Genomic DNA, 26361 nt, shown 5'->3' with positions numbered 1-26361 from the left:
TGTCAAACGATATTCAGCGTTGGACCTGGGTAAATGGCTATATTGACAAGGGGTTGGACCTATATTATTTATATGATCTCTATGAAATGTTTAAGAAGCCTTTCATTTTTAGCTGCAAGGTGTAATCCGGGTATACCCGGGTTAGAACCGCGGTCGTTTAAAGAGGAGTTTAAAAATATGCCGGACAGGCATCAGCAGGAAAAAGAGCAGTTCCGCCGCCTTTTTGGCCAGCGGGGGCTTGACCGCTTTGAGGAGCGGTTTCAGATACTGGAATCTTTTTTAAAATTGGAAAGCCATGTCACTCTGGCCCAGATTGCCGATCAGGTCAGGCAGGATGGCCTGGGTGTGGATGAGGAATTTCTGCGCCAGTGCATGGCACAGCTGTGCCGGTTCGGATTTGCCCGCCAGGTGGTATTTGACCGGGATGAAACCATTCGATACGAACACCGCCATCTCGGGGTGCATCATGATCATATGGTCTGCACCCAATGCGGTGCAATTGTTGAGTTCCATGATGAGGCTTTAGAAAACCTTCAGGACAAACTGGCTGCTGAATATGGTTTTTTCATGCTCCAGCATAAAATGGAGATTTATGGCCTTTGCGGGCAGTGCATGGCTGAACGGGACGATCTGATCCCCTTGTCCAGGGCCAGAATCGGAGAAAGGGTTGAGATCGTCAATGTGGCTGCTGGCAGGAACATGCAGATGCGGTTTGCGTCCATGGGGCTTCGGACAGGTATCTTTGTTGAAATCATTTCCAGTGCCATGGGGGGGCAGATTGTCATTGCATCGGATTGCAACCGGCTGATTCTGTGTGCAGGCATGGCTGCAAAAATCTGGGTTCGTCCCGAAAAAAGACCCGGGGGGGCATTCAATGACGGAGCAGGGGAGGAATGCCTGCCGTTTCTCAACAATGAATCCCTGCCGCTTACCCGCATGGCACCGGGAAAACAGGGGAGTATTGCCCGGGTGAACGGCGGACACTTTTCCCGGCGGCGGCTGGGAAAGATGGGGTTTCTCCAGGGCGTTCTTGTCCGGGTAATGAATAACAGCCCGTCATCAGATTCCATTGAGGTCATGGTGCGGGGGCATCGTTTTTTTCTGTCAGAAAAAGATGCTTCGAAAATCTTTGTGGAGAACATCGTTCCGTAACTTTTTTTTGCATCAGGACGGGATGAAAGGCTTGGCACTATACCTTGCATGCCAAGGTGCTTTTCTGATATACCGGGTACGATATGATTGAAATTGAAGTCGACCGGAGATATTTATGTATCGTGTAATAGAAAAAAAATTTTTAATATTTTCAGCTTGTTGTATTTTTATTTTCCTCGGTACCGGCATTGCTTTGGCCTCGGAACGGTTATCGGTAAAATCTTCCGTTGCCAATTTAAGAAACGGTGCAGGAACCCAATACAAGGTGCTGTGGCAGGTGGAAAAATACCACCCTTTTCTTGTGATTAATAAAAAAGAGGACTGGTACGAGGTTAAGGATTTTGAAGGGGATTCGGCTTGGATTCATAACACCCTGCTGGGAAAAACAGATACGGTAATTTCAATGAAATCAAAATGCAACGTCCGCTCAACACCGGATGAATCAAATGACAAAAACATAATACTCAGAGTGGAACGAGGTGTTCCTTTCAAGGTACTCGGCCGTAAAGGGGACTGGATTAACATTGAGCATGCTGACGGCGAAATTGGCTGGATTTTTAAAACGTTGGTATGGTAGCCCAGACAAAGAATTCAGGCAAATAATTCAGACAAACAATCAGATAACAAATTAATTTTATAGGTAAAATTTCATGGCGAATCAAGGCGTATCAAATGAGCGGAAAAGAGAACTGACCCAGATGGATCCGTTCCAGGAAAGTATCAGCAGATCTGTTGAATGGGTCTTAGCCCATAAAAAACTATTGATGATCTCAGCCGGTGCTTTGGTTGGGGTGGTGGTTGTGTTTTCTGCGATTCTGTTCAGTTTTAAACAGTCTGAAGTCAAGGCGTCCGAACTGGCTGCCAAAGCCTATGAGAAATATGAGGAACACTATTCCCAGGACCGGGATGCCCGGAAAGGATATGATGCGGTTAAGGATGATTTTCAAACCCTTTTTGATGAATATCCAAACACCAGTGCCGGGCGCATGGCATTGATCAATTTCGGGAACATATGTTTTGAGGCCAAGGACTATGATCACGCATTTGATCTGTATTCCCGGGCTCTGTCAAGTATGGGGGATAAGGCCGGCGTGAAAAACTTTTTGCTTTGCACCCTGGGAACCATCTGTGAATTGAAAAATGATCCGGAACAGGGAAAATCTTATTATTTGCGTGTGGAAGAGGGCCCATCAAACCTTTTAAAGGATGATGCCCGGTTTGCCCTGGCCCTGATTTATGAAAAACTCAATGATGCGGATGCCAGCCGCCGGATGTATGAAAAAATTGCCGAAAGCCAGGGCACTTCCATGTATAAGGCCATTGCCCAGGCCCGAATCTCAGCTCAATAGTGTTATGACATTGACATACAAACTAAAAAAGGCTGCCTGGGCAGGGCAGCCTTTTTTAGAAAAGGAAAAAAAGATGAAAACACTAACCGTGGTTAGTGATAATTATTAAAAGCAAATTCCCTGCCATTCAACTCAAAATAATTCATAAAATATATAATCAACTGAAAATTAAACATATATTTTATTTTTTGTAAAAAAATAAAATGCTGCTTATGTGGTTATGGCATGACAGGGTTCAAAATTTTGAACTTTTAATATGCCATTTTCCCGTAAAGTGCGTGTCTTCCCTGAATAATGATCTTTCCCGGGATTCAAAATTTTGAACTCCGGTTTAATATCATTTTTCATCCTGCTTTAACTCCTTGTCCAGATTAAATTTTTTTAGTTTCTGGTTTAATCCGCTTTTTCCAATACCAAGGATCTGTGCGGCTTGGGTCTGGACATTGCCGGCCATCTTCATTGCCCGCAGAATCATTCTTTTTTCTACTGCGGCAAGGGTTTCTGAAAGGCCTACGCCATCAGGAATGCCGTCAAGTTGAAGTGTGCCGGATTTGGGATTGCGGATCTGGGCCGGCAGGTCCGAAACGGTGATCATGCTGCCCGGGGCCAGGATAACGGCCCGTTCAATGACATTTTCCAGCTCCCTGACATTGCCTTTCCACTCATACTCACACAGCCGCTGGACCGCTTCTTTGTCAATGCCTGTGACACCCCCTGCGGACTCCGGGCCCTGGGTGTATTTTTTAATAAAATGGTTAATAAGCAAAGGAATGTCCCCCAGTCTGTCACGCAAAGGGGGGATGCTGGCTTTGACCACGTTGAGGCGATAGTACAAATCTTGCCTGAAATTGCCTTTGTTAACTTCATCTTCCAGGATCTTATTGGTGGCGGCAATGAGCCTGAAATCCACAGGCAGGCTTGCGGTCCCGCCGACCCGCTCCACAGTACGTTCCTGGAGTACCCGTAACAGTTTCACCTGAAGCGGCATGGGCAGCTCCCCGATTTCATCCAGGAAAAGCGTGCCTTTATCAGCCATTTCAAACCGGCCTTTTTTCAACCCCACCGCACCGGTGAACGCCCCTTTTTCATGTCCGAAAAGTTCGCTTTCCAAAAGAGACTCGGCAAAGGCAGAACAGTTCACCGCAACCAGGGCATGATCCTTGCGCATGCTGTTATAATGAATCGATTTGGCCACAAGTTCCTTGCCAGTGCCGCTTTCCCCTTCAACGAGCACCGAGGCACTGGTGGGGGCCACCTTTTTAATAATTTCGTACAGGGCCTGCATGGGGTTGCTTTTACCAATGATGTTGTCAAACTGGTACCGGGTCTGGATGGCATCTTTAAGCAGCGTATTTTCCCTGACGATTTTGGACATGGACAGGGCCTTGGCAATGTGGGCAATGAGTGCTTCGTTTTCAAACGGTTTTAAAATAAAGGTGTAGGCGCCCTTGTGCATGGCTTCCACCGCCTTTTCCACACTGCCGAATGCGGTCATGATGATCACCGGAAGATCCGGTTTTATCTGTTTGGCCTTTTCCAGGAGGTCAATGCCGGACATGCCCGGCATCTTGACATCGGATAAGATCAGGTCAATGGGCTGGGTATTTAGAATGTCCAGGGCCTCCATCCCGCTTGATGCGGTGAACGGTGTATACCCTTCTTCGGACAGAACTTCCCCTATAATCATTGGGTAGTGTTTTTCGTCATCTACAATCAATATGTTTTCCATGATAACTCCCGGATAAATTCCTGGATATTTTACTGCGCCAAGGGCAGGCGTATCTCCACCCTGGTTCCGCAGGGTTCGACATTGGTTATGCTGATATCTCCTTTGTGCGCCTGAATGATGTTTTTAATGATACCAAGACCTAAACCGGTTCCCATTTCCTTGGTGGTGAAAAAGGGGGTCCAGATTTTTTTCAGCACATCTTCGTCAATGCCCGGGCCTGTATCTGTGAAGCCGGCATAAACAAACCCGGGCTCATGCCATGTGGCAATGGTGATGCGCCCATCCTTTTGGTCCATGGCCTGAAATGCATTTAGAAAAATATTTAAAAATGCCTGGTAAAGCATGGCAGGATCACCAAGGATGTCCGGCAGGTTGCCCTGGCACTCCCGGATGATCTTGATATCTTTATGCGCATCTGAAGACGATAAAAAAGCGATGTTTTTTTCTATGATATCTTCCAGGCAGCAGGGTCTTAAGTCTGCGATTTTAGGTTTTGCAAAATCAAGAAAATCTGTGATGATACGGTCTAAGCGGGTTGATTCTTCCACAATGATTCCCGGAATACTGCTGGAGGGGTCCAGTTTGGCCATCTTTTTTTTCATCAGCTGCGCAGAGCTTTTTATAATACCTAAAGGATTGCGAATTTCATGGGATACACCGGCAGTCATCTCTCCGATTGCAGACAGGTGCTCTGCCTGACGCAATTTTTCTTCCAGTTTGAGCCGTTCTTCAGCTCTGTGCTCAATAATATTTTCTCCATATTTCACCACAAATCTGAGAATAAGAAAAAGAATCCCCATGATAATGGCGCAACTGACGACAATCAATCCCTGGAGTTTAAATACCTGCTGGTAATCGTCAGATACATCCCTGATAATCTCAATAACGCCGATGACCATCCTGTCCTTTTCCCGGGTAAGTTGAACTTCCTGGATTAAAGGGGCAAAGGTGACAATTTTTGTCTCCTGGGGAAACCAGAACGTCAGTTCAATCCAGCTGCCCTGCTGAATCAGCTCGGAGGTTACCTCTCTTTTCATGGCTTTTTCATAATAGACTCCGCCGGCATTTTTTTTGCCGATTCGGGATTTATCCAGACTGTAGGCAATAACATTATCCGTTGCGTAGATATTGACCATTTCCACATGGAAACTGTGCAGGGTGCTTTTGACAACCGTGTCAAGAAGCTGATGCTGGCCTGGTTCGCGCAGCTTTATCTCCCCATATTTGAAAACCACAGGCCAGACAAATCTTAAAAATATCTGGTGATTGAGGTTTTCCACTAACAGCCGGTTATACTCTTTACTTTTTTCAAGCAGTATTTTTCTTACCCAGTGGGCATTCAAAGCGGCAATAACAATGGTGGCCGTAAGCATGACCACAAGGCTTGAAACAGTGAAGGCTTTGACTAGAACAAAAGGCCGGGAGCCGGAATTGCCAGCCTCGTTCAGTTGCTTTTTTTTCACATTAATCCATTTTTTATATCTTTAATAACGCTTAAGCATTGAGTGTTTTATTTTACCACAACGGGTACGACATTCACGAAGATGTCAGCATACTAAATTTCGTGTTCTTCGTGAACTTCGTGGTTTTAATCTGCATCTTAACTTTATGACGTTGAATATATAGTCATATTAATATAGGATATCAATAAATATTTACATTCTTAAGTTCAGACCCTTTGCGACAGCCACTATTGAGGATAGATGCGTATGAAATTCGGGAAAAAAAGTCATCTTGCAGGCCTAGACATTGGGGCTGCATTTGTTAAAGTGGCCGAACTGAAAACGACCAAGAAAGGCAGGACCCTTCATAAATTCGGCATCGCAAAGGTGCCTGAAGGCATGATTCAGAACGGCAGAATTGCCGATATGGCGGGGTTGTCCGAAATTATTCGCTCCTTATTTAAATCGCAGAAGATCAAGGAAAAAAATGTGGCGGTTTCCACCGGCGGGCATTCCGTGATTATCAAGACCATCAGCACATCAAAGGTGTCTGATGAAGAGCTGCATAAAAATATCCGGGCGGAAGCCGAGCAATATATTCCTTACGATATCGATGATGTCAATATCGATTACCAGATTCTGGGAGACAGCGAGTATTCTGAAGAACAGATGAATGTGCTTCTTGTGGCGGTAAAACAGGATCTGGTGGATGAGTATGTTGAACTGATCCAGATGTCGGGCCTTAACCCCGTTATTATTGACGTGGATACGTTTGCCCTTCAAAATGTTTATGAAATCCTTCCTGATATTGATCATGGGCGTATCACCCTGCTGCTCGATGTGGGGGCTTCCAAAACAAGTATGAATATCGTTCAGAATAACTATTCCATGATGATACGGGATCTGACCAACGGGTGCTACCAGCTGGTTTCCGTTGTCAGTGAACAACTTGAAATTGACCGGGAAAAGGCATTGCAGATCATCATGGGGCAGATTGATTATCCGGAATCTGAACAATCATTGGAAGCGCTTTATGACATGGTTATCGGCAACTGGTGTTCAGATATCTGCGAGCTGGTTTATACCTTTGAGTCCAGTTCCGGCAATGCCAGGGTGGAAAAGATTGTTGTCAGCGGTGGGGGCGGTTTCATAGACCTGCTGGCTGAAAAATTGACTGCGGCGCTGAATGTAGCAGTGTCAAAAATTAATCCCTTTGCCGGACTGGTCAGCGAGGCCAAAGAACTTGCCGAACTGGAAGCGTACCAGCTTCTGGCCCCCATTGCACTGGGGCTTGCCATGAGACAGGTGGATGACAAATGATACGAATCAATCTGTTGCCGTTCAGGCTTGCCAGGAAAAAGGAAAATATCCGCCGCCAGGTATCTGTCTTTTTTCTTTCCCTTGTTTTTATTATTCTGGCACTGGTTTGGGTGTTTGTTCAACTGAATAATGAACTGTCCCGGACACAGAATGAGGTGGCCCAGGTAAGGGCCGAAAGCCTCAAGTATAAGAAAAAGGCAGATAAGGTTTCCCGGATTAAGAAAGATTTGGCGATTCTGGAAGATAAACTGGCCATTGTTGCCACCCTGAAAAAAAGAAAGAATGAGCATCAGATTTTATTGGAACAACTGGCGCAACGAATTGTGAAAACAAAAATGTGGCTGTCCAGTGTGGCCGCAGATGCTCAAACCGTTTCTTTAAAAGGGATTGCCTTTGATAACCCGACCATTGCTGAATTCATGAGAAATCTTGAAAATTCCCAGATGATTGGGGCCGTCGATTTAAAACTGTCAAGGACAAAGGAATTTGACAATAATATTCGGTTAAAGGAATTTGAAATATCCTGCACAAAGAGACTGCCCGACCCCGCATCCGATGAGACCGATAAGGATGAAACGTCCCAAAAAAGGAAAAAATAATGGCAGGGGGAAAAAAAGACAGCACCGTGAAAAAAAAAGGGAACATGGACGCCCTGTTTGAAAAAATAAGTGCGTTGACCAAAGTTCAGCGCCTGCTTATCTGTCTGGGGTCATTGGGTTTAATCGGTGCCGGGTTCTATTTTCTGCTGCTTGGCCCAAAGCTTGATGCCCTTACGGCAGCCCGGGAAGATCTGGAAAATCAGAAAAATATTTTGTCAACGTACAAGATCAAAGCCAGCACCCTTGAAAAGGTGGAAGCCCAGATGGCGCAAGTCCGGGAACAGTTTAACATTGCCATGACCGCCCTGCCCGACAAAAGAGAACTGCCGTCGCTGCTGGATGAAATATCCAAGGCAGGAAGGGATGCCGGGCTTGAAGTCCAGTTGTTTGCGCCCCAGAACATGGTGAGAAACGAGTCCTACACAGAAATCCCATTGTCCATGACGGTTGTGGGCCGTTACCACCAGATGGCTGAATTTTTTTACCGGGTTGCAGGACTCAATCGTATTGTCAATATGTCGGCCATTAATATGAACCGGATTGCCGAAAAAGAGGTCGCTGACAAAAATAAAATCCAGATGAAATGCGTGGCCGTTACCTACATGTTTGTTGACCCCCAGGAAGATGGAGATACGGGGAACAAAAACAAGAAGAAACGTAAAAAAAGGTAGAAGACGCCGGATATGGAAAAATTAATTAAAATATGTTGCCTAGCCGGTTTGGTTGTTTCCTTGCTGTTTGTATGCGCCTGTAATGAGGATCAGGCCCCTGGGCCAGAACTGGCAAAACAGACCCTGGTGGTTTCCAAATCCATTTCCAAACCAAATCCGCCGGCATCGCAAACGCCTGATCCCGGGGATGCCGGAAAAAAACAGGCATTGGTACCTGATTTGAAACCAGCCCGGGATTCTGTGAACGCCGATGGGGAGGACAAAGATAAAGCCGATGCCTTGCAAAAAGCAGGCATTTCCATGCCCATGGAACAATATGACAGCAAGGGCCGGGTGGATCCGTTCATTCCTTTGATTGCTGAAAAAAACATCCCTGCCGGGTCAGGCGCCTCCGTGGATACAAAGCCCAAGAGACCATTGACTCCCCTGGAAAAACTGGAGTTAAGCCAGATTAAACTGGTGGCCATTGTTGAAATGTCAGACCGGACCATTGCCATGGTGGAAGATGCTACCGGTAAAGGGTATGAGGTTGCCATTGGTACCTATATAGGGTCCCAGGGCGGGAGGGTGACATCCGTCACCATGAAAGGCATTACAATTGAAGAAAATATGGACGCGTATAACGGAAAAAGCCGCAAGCGGTATGAGGAGATTAAATTTCATAAAAGTGAGGATGGGGAATAAGATGATGGTTAATTACCGGTCTGCTGTCAGACATTATGGGATAGGTCTTATCATGCTGGTTCTGTGGCTTTCCTTTATGTCAGGGTGCGTAACCCAGAAGACCGCAGCACCTGAACGTGCAGCCAAGGTGCAGGAAAGCCGGACTTTACGGGACGATTCGGCGTCTTTGCCCGGAACGGTTGACAAAATATGGGTCAACCCGCAAGCAGATGTGTTTGAGGTATGGATCCAGGGTTCCTTGGGGGCGTTGAATGATTACACGTCCATTAAGCAGCCTTTTCCCTTTGCCGTGAGCGTTTATCTGCCCAATGCCCGGCTTGCCCCTGGTGTGGATGCCGTATCCTTTTCCGACACCCGTGTCAGCGGTGTAAAGGTGGGATTTGTTGATCAGGCCCGGACAACACCCAAGGTAGATATCCTCCTTAAAGCGGATCTGCCGTACATTGTAGAGGAAAAACCGGACCGTTTGGGTATCATTCTAAAAGGCAGTCAGGCCGATTTTGAACAGACGGCTGGGGCAGATCCTGTTCCAGATGAACCCGGGCAGGGCTTGGACGCGGCTGCGGAGCTGCCCCAAGACATTCCCATCCTAGGAACGACGGCCCATCTGACCCATATTGAATTTGATAACAATACGCTTGGCCAGTCTGATATTCAGATTCAGACGGATCATCCGGTTCGATACGAAACCATTCAGAACAAAAATGATTCCATAGGGCTGATATTGTATAATACAATGGTGCCCAGCCGCCATCAGCGGCCCCTTGTGACCCGTTATTTCAATTCTGCCGTGGAACAGGTCATGCCCCGGCCAAATCCCGCAAATCCCAATGATACGCTGGTGGATATCAAAATCAGGGAAAACGTGCCGTTCCAAGTGATTCAAACCACCAAGGGCATTCATATGACCTTTGAAGCATCCACCGTCTCTGCCCCTGAATTTGAAAAAGCCCAAAAGGATCCGGACCCCGGCCCAAAGTCCCATGCCGGATTTAAAGAACCGGATCAGGGGCAGCCAACAGCTCAGAAAGAGGAGGCTTCCCTGGACCAGGATCCTTTGTTGAATCCGTCCTCGGTTCGTTACACCGGTGAAAAAATCAAACTGGATTTTTATGAAACAGATATTAAAAATGTTTTCAGGATATTGAAAAGTGTGGGAGGCGTGAATTTCGCCATTGATAAAGATGTGCAGGGCAAGGTGACAATGAGCATGGAAGATCCCGTACCCTGGGACCAGATCCTTGATCTTGTATTAAAAATGAACCGCCTGGGTAAAAAGATGGAAGGCAATGTCATCCGCATCGCCACCACAGCAACCCTTGCCAGGGAGGAAAACGAACGCCAGGAAGCCATTGCTGCCCGGCAGAAATCCGAGGATCAGAAAAAGGCCCTGGAACCCCTTGTCACCGAATATATTCCTGTCAATTATTCAGATGCAAAGGCTGATATTGAACCCCATGTATCCCAGATCCTGACCCATGGCCGGGGCAAAATTTCAGTGGACACCCGTACCAATATGCTGATTATTACCGATACCCAGGCTAAAATCGACCAGGCCAATGAGCTGATCTACCGCCTGGACAAAGTGACGCCCCAGATTATGATAGAGGCCAAGGTCGTCGAAGTGACCAAGGAGTTCTCCCGAAGTTTCGGAATCAATTGGAATCTGTCCAATGCGTCTACTGTAACATCAGGCTTTGTTGATGATTACGCTGTGTCTGTTAATACAGCAGGTGTTTCAGGTCATTTTTCCTTTTTCGGACTGTTCGGGTCTTCTGTCAGCGCACTCAATGCCCAGCTTCAAGCGTTCGAAGAACAAGGCGACGTCAGGATCGTATCCTCTCCAAGAATTCTGACCCTGGACAACAAAAAGGCCATGATCAAGCAGGGCGCACAATATGCTTATCAAGACGTTAATGCTGAAGGCACGCCTGGTGTGAAGTTTAAAGACATAGACCTGTTGCTGGAAGTAACGCCCCATGTTACGCCGGATAACAGAATTTCCATGACCGTGCACTTGACCAAAAATGACGTTGCCAGCATCAGTTCCGATGGTGTCCCGACCCTGGCCACAAATGAGGCGGAAACAGAGCTTCTCGTGAATAATAATGATACGGTTGTCATTGGCGGTGTTGTCAAGACGACCCAGAGCCAGGACAGTGATGGTGTTCCTTTTCTGGAAGGCATTCCCGGGTTAGGCTATCTTTTTGGTTCAAAAGCCAAGGTTGACGATCGAAATGAACTGCTTATTTTCCTGACCCCTTCCATTGTCCAGCTTGAGCAGAAAAGGCATATTGTGAAATAGGATTTTACTGCAGGTCAAACAGACGCTGCTCTGCTTTGAAATAGAGACTGGAATTTTCAGGAACCAGCTGCATAACCACCTGCCAGGCTTTAATGGCCTGGCGGACCTGGCCGCAGGCTTCATACGCCTGGGCAAGGTCTGCATGGAATATAACCGTGTCCGGGTATCTTTTTATATTTTGATCCAGATAAGCGATAGCTCTGTCTGTCTGGCCGGTTCGGATATATAGCTGGGCAAGACCATGGACCGCCTGAATGAATCCGGGCACTTCCCTTAATGCGTTAAGAAAATATTTCTGGGCCAGGGGGTAATTGTTCTGTTCCATCTGTGCCCACCCGATATTGGCCAAGGGGTAATGGGGGGTGGGGTAGGTGATGTCTTCAAGAACCTTGTTGAATGTCTTTATGGCAATGTCCCATTTTTCATCCCGAAGATACGCTGCGCCAAGATTGTTCAGGGCTTCGGTGTAATCGGGTTTGAGCGCCAGGGCTTTGTGAAAAGCCTGGACGGCCATATCCTCTTTTTTTTTACCCATATAGGCCAGTCCCAGGCTGTTTTGAATATATGGGTCGTCCGGCGCGATTTTTTCTGCGTCAAGCAGTTTGGTCAATGCTGCCGTATAGTTCCCCTGGGCCTGGAATACATCGCCCTCTTTCTTGATGGCCTGGGCGATTTTGTTCTGTTTTTGGGTCTGTGCCGTTGGGGTGCAGGATGCCATGACAGTACAGATACAAACCAGGATATACAGTTTTGTTTTCATCGGGCCGGCTCCTTAGTTAAGCATAATCACATCTATTTTCTCATTTTCCAGAAAGGTTGTGGCACTTTTGAAAAGAGGGGTCCGGGTCAAAAAAAGCTTCTCCATCCCTTTTTCAGCGTAAATGCCCGGGATATTTTTCACTTTCCGGTTTGCCTTGAATGACGGGTCTTTCCACACCTGATACCCAAGCCTTGAAAAAAGGCGGGTACAGATATCTTCAAAGGTGAGAGCCGAAGGCAGATCCAGGATCTGGTATCCCTGGTGTTTTAATACGTCAAGAGCGCTGCCGTAGACGCTTCCCGGATTGATTAAAATATCAGGGGCGTGGTCATGGGTGATTCTGCCTAAAGAGATTGTCATCTGTACCTTGTTTAAAGATACGGGGAAAAGGGCCTGGGGCTCATAGGCATAGGATGTGACAGCCAGAAGCGTCCGGATTAATGATTCCTGGGATTTTGGCACATCTTTCATGGTCTGTGTGTTGAACTGTACCGTGGTATTGAGGACATCACTGAATTTTTTAAACTGCAGCCCCTTCCAATAGGCTTTCATGGTGGCAACAAGATCCGGGTCCATGGATGATTCTGTGGTATCGGGTTCCAGCAGCACGGTTTTTTTTCCGGTAGAGTCACTGATGACAGGCGTTTTTGACAAGTCAATAAATTTAGGCCTGCCGCCGTGGCTGCCGAGCGGGAAAAACAGTTTCCCCTGGTGCATGAGGCGGCCCCGGATAAGCTGGGTATAGCGTTTAAGATGCGCCAAATCCGCCATGGAAATAGGTTTTGCCGTATGGTGGGGGGCGGTTTGTGTTTTTTCAGGAAAATGGGTGGAACGGCGATCTGCAGGCGGTGCATGTTCTTTTCCCATGGCAATGAAATCCTTAAACCAGGGCTGGGAAAGAATTGAAGGCTCAGGAATTATAATGCTTTTTCCCTGATAGATGCAGTTGATGTCTGTAATGCCTGGATTCAGATGGAGAATGGCTTTTTCTCCCACCTTGGATACATTGCCCCTGGGTGTTAAAAATTCTTCGGAAAGCAGTTTAGATATGGTGTCTCCGGCCTTGAGTTCGTGTTTGTGGGTATGCCGGGACAAAGTGGCGGGCTTAATCTCTGTGGAGAACGCCAGCACCGGCACCGCCACAGTGCTGTTGCTGTCCTGTTCGTAATCATTTTTATCCACCTGCTTCAGGGGAATCAGAATTTGGCTGCCGGGAGAAATGGCATCAATTTTGCCGAGTTGCGGATTAATGGCTTTAAATATATTTAAAAAAAGCGGGAAATCCGATGTGGATATTTCTCCTTTCCGGCGGAAAATTTTATACAGCCATTCATCTTTTTGGACCAGGTAAGGCTCGCACAGGTAAACCCGATTATCGTAGCGGAAAAGGGAATACTTCTTAAAACTGGTTTTCACCCCCATTGCTGAAAAAGAGGCGCAAGGGGTGAATGAAACCAGTATGACCGGGATAACACCCCATCTTATGATGATGGCCCGGAAAAAAGACATAAATTAAAGCCCTAGACGGGTGGCGATTTTTTCTGATACATCCTTTACGAATTCCTGGAACTGGGATGCCCCAAGGGGTTTTTCCTGGGACGGAATCAATTCAGGGTCATCCGGGGAAATAAAATCCGGCAGATTAATAAACCGGCTGTCAGATGAAATACCGTATGCCCCGGCCAGTTCGCCTTTAAAATAAAGATCCTGGAAACCGGAAAATTTAATGGCATGGGCCGTGGCATCCAGAATCACGGTTTCGCTGTCATCCACGAGGTTTAATGCCTTTGCCCGGACCATCCCGGCAAGACACTCGCCCCCCTGGGTGCAGGTGATATGCCCGTTCTGGTTGGCTGTAAGCTGCCAGTCCATGATCTGCTGTTCTTTTACCTGGACCACAAAAACATTTCTGTGGCCGCTGGCTGCATCATATTCCCGGGCGATCCGGATGACCCTTGGCATGGATACGGGATTTCCGATCATGGCTGCCTGGGCTACACTTGGCTGGGTCTGGACCGGCGTAAATTTACGTTTGCTCTCATCGGATTCCAGATAATATTTGTATACCGGGTCTGCATGTTCGGACTGAACCCCGATGATCTTTGGCAGAGTATGGATGATGCCGGTGTTGTAAAATTTCAGGAATCCGTTCATGATCGCTGAAATATTGCCGGCATTTCCAATGGGAACCATGACCACTTTTTTATCCATATCCCAGTCAAAGTCCTGGGCGATCTCATAGGAGTAGGACTCCTGCCCCAGGATACGCCAGGCGTTTTTGGAGTTGAGCAGTACCACAGGATAGCTTGAAGACAGGTGCTCCACAATTTTCATGCAGTCGTCAAAAACCCCTGGGATTTCAAAAACCCTGGCACCGCTTCCCAAAGGCTGGGCCAGCTGGGCAGAGGTGACCTTTTTATGGGGCAAAAGTACGGCGGATTTTACTTTAGACCCCAGATAGGAGGCATAAAGGGCTGCCGATGCCGAGGTGTCACCGGTGGATGCACATATCGCAATCACCTCGGAGACAAATCCCTGGTCAATAAGATATTTTATACTGGACAGGGCAGAGGCCATGCCCCTGTCTTTGAATGAGGCCGAAGGGTTCTGGCCGTCGTTTTTGTAATAGAACTTTACCCCGGTTTTTTCCTGGAGCCCGGCGTTGGCCTCCACCACCGGCGTGTGCCCTTCACCCAGATAGATGATGGATTCAAGGGGGATGCTGGGGCCGATGAATTCGTGGTACCGGTAAATCCCTTTAAGCGCCGGTATCTTAAGCATTTTCCGGTAATCAAAGATTCTCTGCCAGGTTTCGCCTGAAATGGCGTTGAGCTGATCTTTGTTCCGGTCATGGATCAGCAATACCTGGTTGCATGCCGGACACACGTATAACAGTTTTTCAATGCCGTATTCAGCACCGCAGCCAAGGCATTTATAGTACATTTCCCCCCGGGGCGAGGGTATGATATGCGGCCTGATATCCCCAGGAAACAGATTAAGATTCATAGTCAATTATTTCTATACCTCCCATATACGGTACCAGTGCCTTGGGCACTCTGACGGTTCCGTCTTCCATCTGATAGTTTTCAACAATTGCAGCAAAGGTTCTGCCCACGGCCAGACCTGATCCGTTCAGGGTGTGGCAGAACTCCGGCTTTTTGGCGTTTTCCCGCCGGAACCGGATGTTTGCCCGCCTGGCCTGGAAATCAAGGCAGTTTGAACATGAGGAAATCTCTCTGTATTTATCCTGGCCGGGCATCCACACTTCAAGGTCATAGGTTTTCGTGGCGGAAAATCCCAGGTCACCGCTGCACAAGGTGACCACCTGGTAGGGCAGTTCCAGGCGCTGGAGAATGTCTTCCGCATTGGTCAGCAATGATTCAAGCTCCTCAAATGAGGTCTCCGGGGAGGTGATTTTCACCATTTCCACTTTGTTGAACTGGTGTTGGCGAATCAGTCCTTTGGTGTCTTTGCCGTAGGAGCCTGCTTCGGACCTGAAACAGGGGGTAAATGCCGTGAATTTCATGGGCAGCCTGGACTCATCCAGAATTTCTCCGGCCGGGATGTTGGTCATGGGCACCTCTGATGTGGGAATCAGGTAGTAATCCCAGCCCTCGAGCTTAAAAAGATCTTCTTCAAATTTAGGCAGCTGGCCCGTGCCGGTCATGGTTTCCTTATTTACGATAAACGGCGGTAAAACTTCCTTATACCCGTGTTCGCGGGTGTGAATATCCAGCATGAAGTTGATTAAAGCCCTTTCCAGGCGTGCGCCTGCGCCCAGGTACAAAGGAAATCTGGCCCCGGCAATCTTTGCGGCACACCCAAGATTGAGAATGCCTAAGCTTTCGGCAATGTCAGCATGATCCTTGATCTGAAAATCAAAGGACCGGGGTGTTCCCCAGGTCTTTTCAAGCCGGTTTTCAGTGTCATCCTTTCCCATGGGGACATCTTCATGGGGCAGATTGGGAAGATGAATAAGGAATTCCTTGATCCAGGCCTCCAGGTCATTGAGTGCTTTGTCCATTTCCTTAATTTGTTCAGAAACGCCCCTCATTTTATCTATGCTTGGCTGGGCGTCCTGGCCGGATTTCTTCATTTTGGCAATTTCATCGGAAACAGTATTTCTTAAATGGCGTAACTCTTCAATATCAATTAAAAGTGCTTTTCTTTTTTCCTCATTTTGAAAAAACGGGGAAAAATCAATGTTCGCCCCTCTTTTTTTCATGCCCTGAACAACAGTGTCCAGGTCATTTTTAATCAATTTGATATCAAGCATTTTCGATTTTTGTCCTGCATGATTATAGGGTTGAAAGGTGACTGATTATAATATTTTCACAATTGTATCCAGATAACACGGGCCATGTAAACAGTCAACGATTATTGCCGGTTGACAATTGTCCGACAGTGTATAATATTTCTCAAAAACTTTATTGTGAAATAATAAGGAATAGCATTATGGATGAGACCAAAAGCGGTAAAAACAGTGTGTTAAGCCTGGTGGCTGAGCGCATGAACGCCCTGCCCCCGGAACAGATTGAAGAAAAATACAATATTATTGAAAATAAATTGTTTGAATTTGCAAACTTTTTAGAATCCCAGCAGGTGTTCCTGTACCCGCCAGGAAGTAAGGAAATTCCTACGGAAAACATCATCCGCAAAGCCATGGAAATCGGAAAAAGTATTATTCTTCCGGTATTTACGGATGTTAAAAATACTTTTCTTTTGTACAAAATCAGTCATTTTGACAAGGATCTGGTGCCCAACGCCCATGACATGCTTGAGCCCAATCCGGAGCGATGCAAAAAAATCGCCCTGGATGATGTGGATATTGCCATTATTCCGGGCCTGGCCTTTGATGACAAGGGCGGGCGCATGGGATTCGGCAACAACTACTATGCAAAGCTGATTACAAAACTGCCTGAAACCTGCCGGAGGGTATCTCTGGCTTATGAAGAGCAGATTGTTGACCAGATCCAGATGGAATCAAGGAAATATACGGTGGATATCATTATTACTGATACCCGGGTAATTTATAAAATTTAGTAATCCGGAAAAATTAAGGCAGAAACAGGGAACGCGCAATCCATATGAAATCTAAACATTATAATGGACCCCGAAATTTGAACCAGTTGCTAAGAGACACTTGACGCAATGTCATAAAGTTAAGAAACTTTTCAGATTAAAACCACGAAGAACACGAAGTTTAGTTCTCTAATATCTTCGTGAACTTCGTGTTCTTCGTGGTAAAATAAAATCTCAATGCTTAAGTTTATGGCATTGGGGCCGCAGTGGATTCAGAGACAAGGACACTGCCTTTTTCGGCACTGCCGCAGATCCGGGCGGCAATAATGAAAAGCCCCAGAATATGGCAATATACAATTTGTTTCTTGTTTCCCATCTCTTGTTTCTTGACCTGTAACCTGCTATTAAAAAATGCGAACTAAAAACCCTCCTAGGAAAGCATAAGATGGCAGACAATTTAAAAATTTTTTCCGGGGGATCCAATCCGGATCTGGCAACGGAAATCTGCAGGCATATCGGAATTGCTTTAAGTCCAATGGAAACCTCCCGGTTTTCAAATGACAATCTATTTGTTCAGATTAAAGAAAGTGTCAGGGAAGAGGATGTATTCGTGATCCAATCGTTGACCACACCGGTAAGCGACCACCTCATGGAGCTGATGATTACCCTGGATGCCCTGCGCAGTGCATCTGCCAAACGAATTACAGCTGTCATCCCTTATTATTCATATGCCCGGTCCGATAAAAAGGATGCCCCAAGAATTTCCATTGCGGCCCGTCTGGTGGCAGATCTTTTAAAAACTGCCGGGGCAGACCGGGTTTTGACCATGGATCTGCACGCCGATGCCGTGCATGGATTTTTCAGTATTCCCGTGGATCATTTAACAGCCATGCCCACAATCTGTGATTATTTTGCAGCGCTCCTGGACCTGTCAAAGGTGGTGGTGGTGGCCACGGATGCCGGCGGGGCTAAAAGGGCCGGCCGGTTTGCCAACCGCCTGGACACTTCCCTTGCCATCATTGACAAGCGCCGGCTCAGCGATTCCAATGTCCAGCAGGGACTGGTTGTGGGCAATGTAAAGGGTTTAAATGCTATTATTTTTGACGATGAAATATCCACAGGGGGAACCCTGGTGAGCACTGTTAAGACCTTGAAACGGGCAGGTGCGGCTAAGGTTTATGTTGGTGCGACCCACCCGGTACTTTGTGGGCACGCCGTGAAAAATTTAAGTCAAACCGGTATATCCGAGATTGTGGTCACCAATACGGTGCATATCCCTGCAGACAAACAATTTCCCCAGCTTAAACCCTTGTCCGTGGCACCGCTTTTTGCAAGTGCCATCAAGCACATCCATACAGGAGAAAGTGTCTCAGCGCTTTTTAAGCCGTAACAGGCAGGGTTATATATTAGAAACCGCAGCAACTGCTTCTGTTGCCTGATTCCCGGGCGAGGCAATCTCCCTGATAAATACAGGCAGGCAGTCCCAGATTTTTTTGGGTTGTCTGATGCTTCTGCCACTGTCAATGACAAGACCTCCGGTCTGTTTACTGACGTTAAAAGGATCCGGCTTGGATATCAACGGGGCCTGGCTCTTGTCTGTAAAAGGAAGAACAAGGGGGCCTTCACTTTCAAGGACATAAGCCATCTGTCCGTTTTTAAGAAAAACAATGCTGCCCGGAGGATAAAGTCCTACGGTTTTAACAAAAGCATGGAGAATAAATTGAAGGATGGGGTCTTTGTGCACGTAACTGCGGAACAGGCCGGTAACGGCAGTAACCTGGTTAACGGCTTCCTGGTAGCTGCGCTTGGAAATCATGGCGTCATAGATGTCCATCAGTTTGCATATCCTTACATAGGGCGGCATCATCCCGCACGCCAGCCCCACAGGATAACATCCAGGCTCTCCTTCATATATCGGTCCATGATGATATTGGATCATGTTGCTGAGCACAGTACTGTCCAGATGGTTTTTTTCAATGATCGTAAATCCGAAATCGCCGGTGTGTCTGCGCAGCAGTTCGGTTTCATCTTTGTTCAGGGCAGAGGTCTTGTTTAAAAGCGCCTCCGGCACCATGGATTTGCCCAGATCATAGATAAACAGACCAAAGGACATCTCATCTATCTCCCCGGGATAGTAATAGGAAAACATTCCGGAAGATCCCTTGCCGGTAAGGGATGGCGATGACCAAAGCGATTTTTCAACAGCGCTTGAAAAAGCGCTGTTAAATCGGTGCAATACCTGGGAACCTAAGGCGCAGACATTGGCGGCATGGCTGTAAAAATAGTCATCATAGACAAACCACTCCCTTGGCAGGTATGCAAAGGGGTGGCGGTTCTGGTCGGCAAGAGATGCAAGTTCTGCTGCCTGCTCTGATACGGCATCCACATCAAACTCACCCTTTGTCTGCCGGATCTGGTTCACAGCGGTTTTTATGCCGGCCTGGGCTTTGATGCTTATGGATTTGGCAAACCTGCGCAGTTCCTGGATCTCCTTGAGCCGCTCGGTTACGTTTCTGGTTTTTATGGGTTCCGGATCGAAAAATGCCTCGGGCAAAGGGTCGGGCATGCCGGCAGGTTTCATGTTTATTTTTTTTCCGGATGCATCAAACACACCGCCGTTCACCGCCACAGGCACTTGTCTGAGGCCGTTTTTTCGAACGATTTCAAGTGGTTTAATCTTTTCCACCATCACGTCTTTTGCCAGAAGCAGGGTGCCGTTGCTGTTATACACATCCACCCCGGTTTGAACCCGGCCGCCCTGGCGGACAATGTCAATCAGCTTATCTATGGAAATCCTTGATTTAATCATAATTCACGGGTGCAAACCTTTCCAACTGCCTTTGACAGGTCTATGAACTCTTGGACATTTAAAGTTTCTGCCCGCCGGGAAGCGTCAATGCCGGCATTTGCAAGGGCCATCCCCACAATCTCTTTTGTTAAACCCATCTCACCGCCGGACATGGCATTGTGAAGGGTTTTTCTCCGTTTGGAAAATGCTGCTTTAATCACGCTGAACAGCAGGATCTCATCCTTTTCCTCCATCCCTTGGGTTTCAAAGAAATCAAAGCGCAGGACTGTTGAGTCCACTTCCGGCCTGGGAAAAAAGGCATTGGGCCTGATATCTGCAACATGGCTGATTTTTGATGCGTACTGAACCACCGCAGAGAGCCTTGAATAATTTTTGGTTCCGGCTGACGAAAGAAGGCGTTCGGCAAGCTCCTTTTGAAACATCAGAAACGCGCGTGTCACAACCTGCCGGATTGTAACCAGCTGAAAAAGGATCTGGGATGAAATATTGTATGGCAGATTCCCGATCACCACAAGTTTTTCTGTTCCTGCGATCTCCCTTATATCTGTTTTTAAAATGTTCTGATTGATAATCCTCACATTGCAAATATTTTCTTCGGCCAGTTCCCCTTCAAGCAGGGGAATTATACGGCGGTCTTTTTCAACGGCCACAACCTGCTTGCAGGCCTTTGCCAAAGGCAGGGTGATTGCCCCCAACCCCGGACCGATTTCAAGCACTGTGGTTTCTTTATCAACCCCGGTTCTATCCACAATCATCCGGGCCGTAGCCGGGTTGGACAAAAAATTCTGGCCAAGTTCTTTTCCGGCATATACCCCGTTTCTCTTTAATAACTCCCCAGGATGCGTCATTCCCCTTTTTGCTCTCCGTTTCTTTGCTATTTATCTCCAGGACGCCATATGCCACACATTTTTCGCCTTGGAAGGGGGATAAAAGATTGACAGCAGCGGTTTTTCTTTAAATTTTTCTTTAACGTAGATACCAGTAAATCACAGTTTTTTATTAATTTCCATAAAATTTAACGCCTGTCGTGATATAGTCTTTTACTTATTTAGATATCGACGACTTGACTTTAGTATAGTTAAGAAGTAATTTTTGGAACATGATGTTTAAAAAAGAGTTGAGACGCAAAGCATATCCCTGGAAAAATCTTACTAACCCGGAAAACCCGCAACCCAATTGTCCCTCCTTATTTTCTTGTTTTGTTTGACAGAAACCGAGGAGTAAGGCACTAAAATTTGAAATTAAGCGCCGGACAAAAAGCGACCCAATCTTATTTGAAGATACGGAAAACGCCATTTTAGAGGAGGTTTAACATATGGAACCCGCCGAATTAAGTAACAATTGGGAGATACTTATAAAAATGTTTCTCCATAGCCTGGACATTCCGACTAAAGAAGATATTGCTAATCTTCATAGGAGGCTTGACAAACTAGAACAAATGATTTATCAGAATCATCCGGCGAGCAAACAGAAAAGTAAAATCCGGACGCCACGAAAAAAGAGTGCCTCTGCCATTACACTGGACATCATCGGCAACCACCCGGAAGGCACTAATTTTAAGACCATTAAGGCGGCCACAGGTTTTGACGATAAAAAATTGAGAAATATCATTTTCAGGCTGGATAAGATAAAAAAGATCCAACGGGTCAGCCGGGGAATTTACAAAAAAGTTTAATTATCTAAGAGCATTTTTTATATGAATCAGACTGCATTTACACCCGGGCAGACCATCAGCGGCTACAGAATTCAACAAGTATCGGCCCTGCCTGCAATTAACGCCCATCTCATCCAACTGGTCCACGAGAAGACAAACGCTGTCCACATCCACATTGCCAATGGGGATAAGGAAAACACCTTTGGGGTATTTTTCAGAACCGTGCCCACGGACTCCACAGGGGTTGCCCATATTCTTGAACATACCGTGCTGTGCGGGTCTGAAAAATATAAGGTCCGCGATCCCTTTTTTTCCATGCTCAAACGAAGCCTGTCCACCTTCATGAATGCATTCACCGCATCAGACTGGACCATGTATCCCTTTTCCACCCAGAATAAAAAAGATTATTTCAACCTGATGGATGTCTATCTGGATGCGGCATTTTTTCCGGATCTTGATTCTTTAAGCTTCAAGCAGGAAGGCCACCGGCTTGAACTGGAACCAGGGGAAAACGGAGAATACGAACTGGTGTATAAAGGGGTTGTTTACAATGAGATGAAAGGCGCCATGTCTTCACCTGGCCAGGTCATGTCCCGGGCACTGCTTAAAGGGCTTTATCCGGATACGACCTATGCCAATAACTCGGGTGGCGACCCCGCAGACATTCCAAAACTTACCCACGAGGATCTTAAGGCGTTTCACGCAAGGTATTACCACCCGTCCAACAGTTATTTCTATACGTATGGGGATCTGCCCCTGGAAGAGCGTTTAAATTTTATTGAAGAAAAAGTGCTCTCCAGATTTGATTTTCTTGATATGGACACCCGGGTGCCTTCCCAGCCCCGGTGGCAGGCCCCTAAAACCATGACCCAGGCATATGCCTACTCAGACACTGATAATATCGCCGCCAAATACCAGGGGTGTGTGGCCTGGCTGACGCCTGATATCGCGGATCATTTTGAAGTACTGGTTATGACGGTGCTTGAACAGATTCTCCTTGGAAATTCCGCATCTCCATTGAGAAAAGCACTCATTGACAGCACCCTGGGTTCTGCCCTGTGCGATGATACAGGATTTGATTCGGATAACAGGGACACTATGTTTGTCTGCGGGCTCAAAGATATTGAGGTAACGGCTGTCCCGGAAGTGGAAAGAATTGTTTTTAACACCCTTGAAACCCTTGTCGACAAAGGTATCGATCAACATTTAATTGATTCCGCCATCCACCAGATCGAATTTTCCCGCAAGGAGATCACCAATACACCATACCCGTACGGCATTAAACTGCTTGTGGGCGTGGCTTCGGTCATGGTTCATGAAGGGAATCCCGTATCCGCCATCAACATTGACAATGATTTGGAAAAACTGCAGAAAGAGCTGGCTAAAGGCCCTTTTCTGGAAGGCCGGATTCGCCGGTATTTTTTGGATAATCCCCACAGGCTCCTGTTTACCCTTGTCCCGGATGAAGGGCTTGAAACCCGTCAGGCCGAAAATGTACGCCACGAACTTCAAGCAAGACTAAAATCCCTGGGTGAAGCAGAGCTGGCGCAGATCAATCAAGATATGGCAGCCCTGAAAGAACGCCAGGAAACAGAAGAAAACGTGGATGTTCTGCCCACCCTGGCGCTTGAAGACGTGCCCCCTGAGATTGAAATCGTTCACCCTGACACCATCAAGGGCATCACCTGCGCCACTGCCTTTGACAAGGCCACCTCGGGCATCCTTTACTTTACCTGCCCGGCAGGCGCCGGAAACATTGCGCCGGATCTTTTTCCCATGGTACCGTTTTTCGCCCGGGCTTTTACCAATACAGGCACAAAAAATTCTTCTTATGTGCAGATGGCCGAACGTATGGATCTTTATACCGGCGGCATTTTCATGTCCCCCTTTTCCGGCACCCATTTTGACCAGAAGGGCGAGGGCCACTCCTTTCTGGCGTTGCAGGGGAAAGCCCTGGACCGAAACATTGACCATCTCTTTGATATGGTGGATGAATATATCAATGCCGGTGGATTTAAAGACCATGACCGGCTCAAAAACCTGATTCTACAATATCAGGCAGGTCTTGAGGCCTCCATTGTCGGATCCGGACACAGGTATGCCATAACCCTGTCTGCCCGGCACCTGTCAACCGCTGCCAGTATCGATGAACTGTGGCATGGCATCGAACAGTACATCCGGATCAAGGATCTTGCCACCAGGGTGAATAACGAGAAAACACGCGCCCAGGCCCTGGCTGAACTGGAAAAAAACCTTTCTGCCATGGCTTGTGCCGTCATGAGAAAAGATAATTTCAAACCTGCTGTTATCGGATCTGCGGCGTCCATGGTCCAGGCGGATAAGCGCATTGAAAAAATTTACGACAACCTGCCCAACGGCAGCAGCCAGGCCTTTTATACCCCTCAGATAGAAACATATACCCTGCGGCCCTACGACGGCTGGATGACCAATACAGCTGTTTCCTTTGTGGCCCAGTCCTTTAAAGCGGTGCGCATCTCCCATGAAGACGCACCGGCCCTGTCCGTAATTGCCAAACTTTTGCGTTCCCTGTTTCTCCATCGGGAAATCAGGGAAAAAGGCGGCGCATACGGCGGATTTGCCCTGTTCAACATGGAAGAGGGTATTTTTTCATTTGGTTCCTACCGGGATCCCCATATCAAACGGACCTTGGATGTCTACGCAGATGCTTGTGATTTCATCACCCAGGGACGGTTTACCCAGACAGATATAAAAGAGGCAATACTTCAAGTTTGCTCGGACATTGACAAGCCTGAAACACCAGCGCCTTCAGCGATGAAAGCCTTTTACCGCCGGATCACCAAGTTGTCCGATGAGATCCGCAAGGGATTCAAGGATGCCCTGCTGGGTATGGACAAGCAAAAGGTCGTGGAAACAGCAGGCCGGTATTTTTTCCGGGACGAGTCTGCCAAGGGCATTTCTGTGGTTTCCTCAAAACCCCTTCTGGAGCAGGCCAACCAGGCCCTGGAGGCAGAAGGGCGTGAGCCGCTGGTCCTTCATAAAATTTAGGTGTTTGGACCAGCCTGTTTTTATAAAAAGTTTAACCACGGAAATCACAGAAGACACTGAAGATAAAATTCTGTGATTTCCGTGTGTTCTGTGGTTAAAATGTTTTTCATGGTTTGTTGTGTCCGCTAGGACATGGGGGTTATACAAAGGTCGATTGAAAATGGATATCTGTTCAGAAAAATGCATCAATCCGGAACTGGTGGAAAAAACGGCAAAGCAAATGCCTGCGCCCGACACCATCTTTGGCTTGGCGGAAACATTTAAAGCCTTAAGTGATGCCTCCAGGGTTAAAATTGTCACCGCATTGCTGCATCATGAACATTGCGTGTGCGATCTTTCCGCGCTGTGTGGCCAGAGCGAGTCCGCCGTATCCCACCAGCTCAGGCTTTTAAGGGCTCTTCGGATAGTTAAAAACCGGCGCCAGGGCAAACGGGTCTATTATTCACTGGATGATGACCACGTGCGCACCTTGATCCAGATGACCCTGGATCATATCACCTACCAGCAAATATAGCCCTTCTTAACTCAGCCCTATCCCGTATCTTCGCTTTCCATATCTTTTTTAACCTGCTTTAACCTAAAAAATTGGTTGACACATATTTTTTAATTTTATATTTACATATGAACAATAATTCATATGTTCAATTAAAAGTAAAATATATTTAACAAAGGTAAAAAGCCCCTTAATTTTAAAAAAAAATTAATCAGGACAAACATAATGATAAACACAATAAAACAAATATTTTTAGAAATTTGGCATGTTTACCTGGATGTCTCAGTGTTTATGCTGTTCGGCTTTCTGGTGGCGGCCCTGCTCTATGTATTTTTCAAAGCAGACAAAATCAAAAAATACCTGGGGAAGGGCCGGATCAAACCGGTGTTGCTTTCTGCTTTATTCGGCATTCCCATCCCCCTGTGCAGTTGCGGGGTAATCCCGGTGGTGGCAGGTTTAAAAAAACAGGGCGCCAATGACGGCGCAGCGCTTGCTTTTATGATCGCCACGCCGGAATCCGGCGTGGATTCCATTGCCGTATCCTGGGCCATGTTGGATCCGGTGATGACGATAATACGGCCCATTGCGGGGCTTGTGACCGCTGTAGCAACGGGCATTGCAGAAAATTTTCTTAACCGTCGTGAACCGCAAAAAGAAAAGCAGTGTGTTAATGCAGATCCCTTTTTTGATGTGGTCCCGGATTCGGGATGCGCCTGCAGTTCCTGTGGCGCTATTGATGCAGAAGAACCTGGTAAAATAAAAACAGAGCCGCCCTTGTCCCGGCGCTTGATTCAGGGACTGAACTTTGCATTTGGCGATCTTTTAACAGATATCAGCAAACCATTTGCCATCGGCATATTAATTGCCGGGATTATCACATTCTTTTTTCCTGCTGAACTAGGCGACTGGTCCAGGAATAATCCATTTCTTTCCATGCTGGTCATGCTGGCAGCAGGTATTCCCATGTATGTGTGCGCTACATCCTCCACCCCCATTGCAGCAGCCCTTATCCTCAAAGGGCTAAACCCCGGTGCCGCACTGGTCTTTCTTCTGGCAGGCCCTGCCACCAATGCCGCCACCATGGGGGTGGTGAAAAATATCTTCAGTACCCGGGCCCTGGTTATCTACCTGAGCATGATCGCCGTTTGTTCCATGACCATGGGGTCCCTGCTGGATTTAAGCTACCAGTTGCTGGGAATCCAGGCAACGGCTGTAATCGGCCAGGCCGCCGAAGTGATCCCCCACAATGTGGAACTGGCAGCAGCCTTGATTCTGGCAGGACTTTTCTTAAGAAATATGATCACCCGCAAACATGACCATCAGCACGGTCACAATCACACATGAT

The 26361-nt window shown here is 47.1% G+C and carries 23 protein-coding genes; 14 read left to right on the top strand and 9 right to left on the bottom strand.

The features are described from left to right. Positions 1-177: 177 nt before the first annotated feature. From Q366_RS05680 to Q366_RS05670, 3 genes are all read left to right on the top strand, one after another. Positions 178-1152, top strand: a complete 975-nt coding sequence (locus Q366_RS05680) for a FeoA domain-containing protein (protein ID WP_035237150.1) — start codon at positions 178-180, stop codon at positions 1150-1152. Positions 1153-1267: 115 nt separating this feature from the next. Then, the gene (locus tag Q366_RS05675) at positions 1268-1729 is read left to right on the top strand and encodes an SH3 domain-containing protein (protein WP_035237148.1); all 462 of its coding nucleotides are present in this window, start codon (positions 1268-1270) and stop codon (positions 1727-1729) included. 73 nt (positions 1730-1802) lie between these two features. Next, positions 1803-2501: a tetratricopeptide repeat protein gene (locus Q366_RS05670; RefSeq protein ID WP_035237146.1), complete on the top strand. Its 699-nt coding sequence runs from the start codon at positions 1803-1805 to the stop codon at positions 2499-2501. 337 nt (positions 2502-2838) lie between these two features. Here Q366_RS05670 and Q366_RS05665 read toward each other — a convergent pair whose 3' ends face one another. Together Q366_RS05665 and Q366_RS05660 are read right to left on the bottom strand one after the other, a co-directional pair. Next, a complete protein-coding gene (locus Q366_RS05665; RefSeq protein WP_035237144.1) occupies positions 2839-4230 on the bottom strand; it encodes a sigma-54-dependent transcriptional regulator in 1392 nt (463 codons plus the stop codon). Positions 4231-4259: 29 nt separating this feature from the next. After that, a complete protein-coding gene (locus Q366_RS05660) occupies positions 4260-5693 on the bottom strand; it encodes a two-component system sensor histidine kinase NtrB (protein ID WP_051957848.1) in 1434 nt (477 codons plus the stop codon). Between the two features lie 246 nt (positions 5694-5939). Here Q366_RS05660 and pilM point away from each other — a divergent pair, with 246 nt between their 5' ends. The 5 genes from pilM to Q366_RS05635 are packed head-to-tail and all read left to right on the top strand — an operon-like array spanning position 5940 to position 11251. Next, entirely contained in the window at positions 5940-6992 is a 1053-nt protein-coding gene (gene pilM, locus Q366_RS05655; protein ID WP_035237142.1) for a type IV pilus biogenesis protein PilM, read from the top strand. Then, positions 6989-7591, top strand: coding sequence for a PilN domain-containing protein (locus Q366_RS05650; protein WP_035237141.1), 603 nt, complete (start codon positions 6989-6991; stop codon positions 7589-7591). The genes pilM and Q366_RS05650 overlap by 4 nt, the downstream gene beginning before the upstream one ends. Next, complete coding sequence (locus Q366_RS05645; RefSeq protein ID WP_035237139.1) at positions 7591-8262, top strand: type IV pilus inner membrane component PilO; 672 nt, start codon at positions 7591-7593, stop codon at positions 8260-8262. The genes Q366_RS05650 and Q366_RS05645 overlap by 1 nt, the downstream gene beginning before the upstream one ends. Positions 8263-8274: 12 nt before the next feature. Further along, positions 8275-8946 carry a pilus assembly protein PilP gene (locus Q366_RS05640; protein WP_035237137.1) on the top strand — a complete coding sequence of 224 codons (672 nt, stop codon included), beginning with the start codon at positions 8275-8277 and terminating at the stop codon, positions 8944-8946. A 1-nt stretch (position 8947) separates the two neighbouring features. Further along, the gene (locus Q366_RS05635) at positions 8948-11251 is read left to right on the top strand and encodes a type IV pilus secretin PilQ (protein ID WP_245619880.1); all 2304 of its coding nucleotides are present in this window, start codon (positions 8948-8950) and stop codon (positions 11249-11251) included. A 4-nt stretch (positions 11252-11255) separates the two neighbouring features. Here Q366_RS05635 and Q366_RS05630 read toward each other — a convergent pair whose 3' ends face one another. The 4 genes from Q366_RS05630 to serS are packed head-to-tail and all read right to left on the bottom strand — an operon-like array spanning position 11256 to position 16287. After that, a complete protein-coding gene (locus Q366_RS05630) occupies positions 11256-12011 on the bottom strand; it encodes a tetratricopeptide repeat protein (RefSeq protein WP_035237133.1) in 756 nt (251 codons plus the stop codon). 12 nt (positions 12012-12023) lie between these two features. Next, the gene (locus Q366_RS05625) at positions 12024-13520 is read right to left on the bottom strand and encodes a LysM peptidoglycan-binding domain-containing protein (RefSeq protein ID WP_035237132.1); all 1497 of its coding nucleotides are present in this window, start codon (positions 13518-13520) and stop codon (positions 12024-12026) included. Positions 13521-13523: 3 nt separating this feature from the next. Next, positions 13524-15017, bottom strand: coding sequence for a threonine synthase (gene thrC, locus Q366_RS05620; RefSeq protein WP_035237130.1), 1494 nt, complete (start codon positions 15015-15017; stop codon positions 13524-13526). Continuing rightward, the gene (gene serS / locus Q366_RS05615) at positions 15007-16287 is read right to left on the bottom strand and encodes a serine--tRNA ligase (RefSeq protein ID WP_035237128.1); all 1281 of its coding nucleotides are present in this window, start codon (positions 16285-16287) and stop codon (positions 15007-15009) included. Before serS ends, thrC begins: the two co-directional genes overlap by 11 nt. Before the next feature lie 179 nt (positions 16288-16466). Between serS and Q366_RS05610 the strand changes: the two genes are divergently transcribed. Beyond that, positions 16467-17054, top strand: coding sequence for a 5-formyltetrahydrofolate cyclo-ligase (locus Q366_RS05610; protein ID WP_035237126.1), 588 nt, complete (start codon positions 16467-16469; stop codon positions 17052-17054). A 226-nt stretch (positions 17055-17280) separates the two neighbouring features. On the opposite strand, the gene Q366_RS22145 is transcribed toward Q366_RS05610, so the two are convergent. Continuing rightward, positions 17281-17409, bottom strand: coding sequence for a hypothetical protein (locus Q366_RS22145; RefSeq protein ID WP_281175474.1), 129 nt, complete (start codon positions 17407-17409; stop codon positions 17281-17283). Between the two features lie 69 nt (positions 17410-17478). Between Q366_RS22145 and Q366_RS05605 the strand changes: the two genes are divergently transcribed. Next, on the top strand, positions 17479-18423 hold the full coding sequence (locus Q366_RS05605) for a ribose-phosphate diphosphokinase (RefSeq protein WP_035237125.1): 945 nt from the start codon (positions 17479-17481) through the stop codon (positions 18421-18423). Between the two features lie 9 nt (positions 18424-18432). Here Q366_RS05605 and Q366_RS05600 read toward each other — a convergent pair whose 3' ends face one another. Together Q366_RS05600 and rsmA are read right to left on the bottom strand one after the other, a co-directional pair. Next, positions 18433-19842 carry an HD-GYP domain-containing protein gene (locus Q366_RS05600; protein ID WP_035237124.1) on the bottom strand — a complete coding sequence of 470 codons (1410 nt, stop codon included), beginning with the start codon at positions 19840-19842 and terminating at the stop codon, positions 18433-18435. Then, a complete protein-coding gene (gene rsmA / locus Q366_RS05595; RefSeq protein WP_035237123.1) occupies positions 19839-20690 on the bottom strand; it encodes a 16S rRNA (adenine(1518)-N(6)/adenine(1519)-N(6))-dimethyltransferase RsmA in 852 nt (283 codons plus the stop codon). Before rsmA ends, Q366_RS05600 begins: the two co-directional genes overlap by 4 nt. 467 nt (positions 20691-21157) lie before the next feature. On the opposite strand from rsmA, the gene Q366_RS05590 reads away from it, so the two are divergent. The 4 genes from Q366_RS05590 (at position 21158) to Q366_RS05575 (ending at position 26360) form a co-directional block, all read left to right on the top strand. Beyond that, positions 21158-21517 carry a hypothetical protein gene (locus Q366_RS05590; protein WP_035237122.1) on the top strand — a complete coding sequence of 120 codons (360 nt, stop codon included), beginning with the start codon at positions 21158-21160 and terminating at the stop codon, positions 21515-21517. A 21-nt stretch (positions 21518-21538) separates the two neighbouring features. After that, positions 21539-24523, top strand: coding sequence for an insulinase family protein (locus Q366_RS05585; protein WP_035237121.1), 2985 nt, complete (start codon positions 21539-21541; stop codon positions 24521-24523). A 160-nt stretch (positions 24524-24683) separates the two neighbouring features. Further along, positions 24684-25037, top strand: coding sequence for an ArsR/SmtB family transcription factor (locus Q366_RS05580; protein WP_035237120.1), 354 nt, complete (start codon positions 24684-24686; stop codon positions 25035-25037). A 207-nt stretch (positions 25038-25244) separates the two neighbouring features. Next, positions 25245-26360 (top strand): SO_0444 family Cu/Zn efflux transporter, encoded by a 1116-nt coding sequence (locus tag Q366_RS05575; RefSeq protein WP_425388299.1) that lies wholly within the window; start codon positions 25245-25247, stop codon positions 26358-26360. The last annotated feature ends 1 nt before the right edge of the window (position 26361 follow it).

Origin of the sequence: Desulfobacter vibrioformis DSM 8776 (assembly GCF_000745975.1) — a bacterium.
GTDB lineage: Bacteria > Desulfobacterota > Desulfobacteria > Desulfobacterales > Desulfobacteraceae > Desulfobacter > Desulfobacter vibrioformis.
The sequence above is the reverse complement of the archived record's forward strand: the minus strand, read 5'-3'. Positions and strand labels throughout refer to the sequence as shown.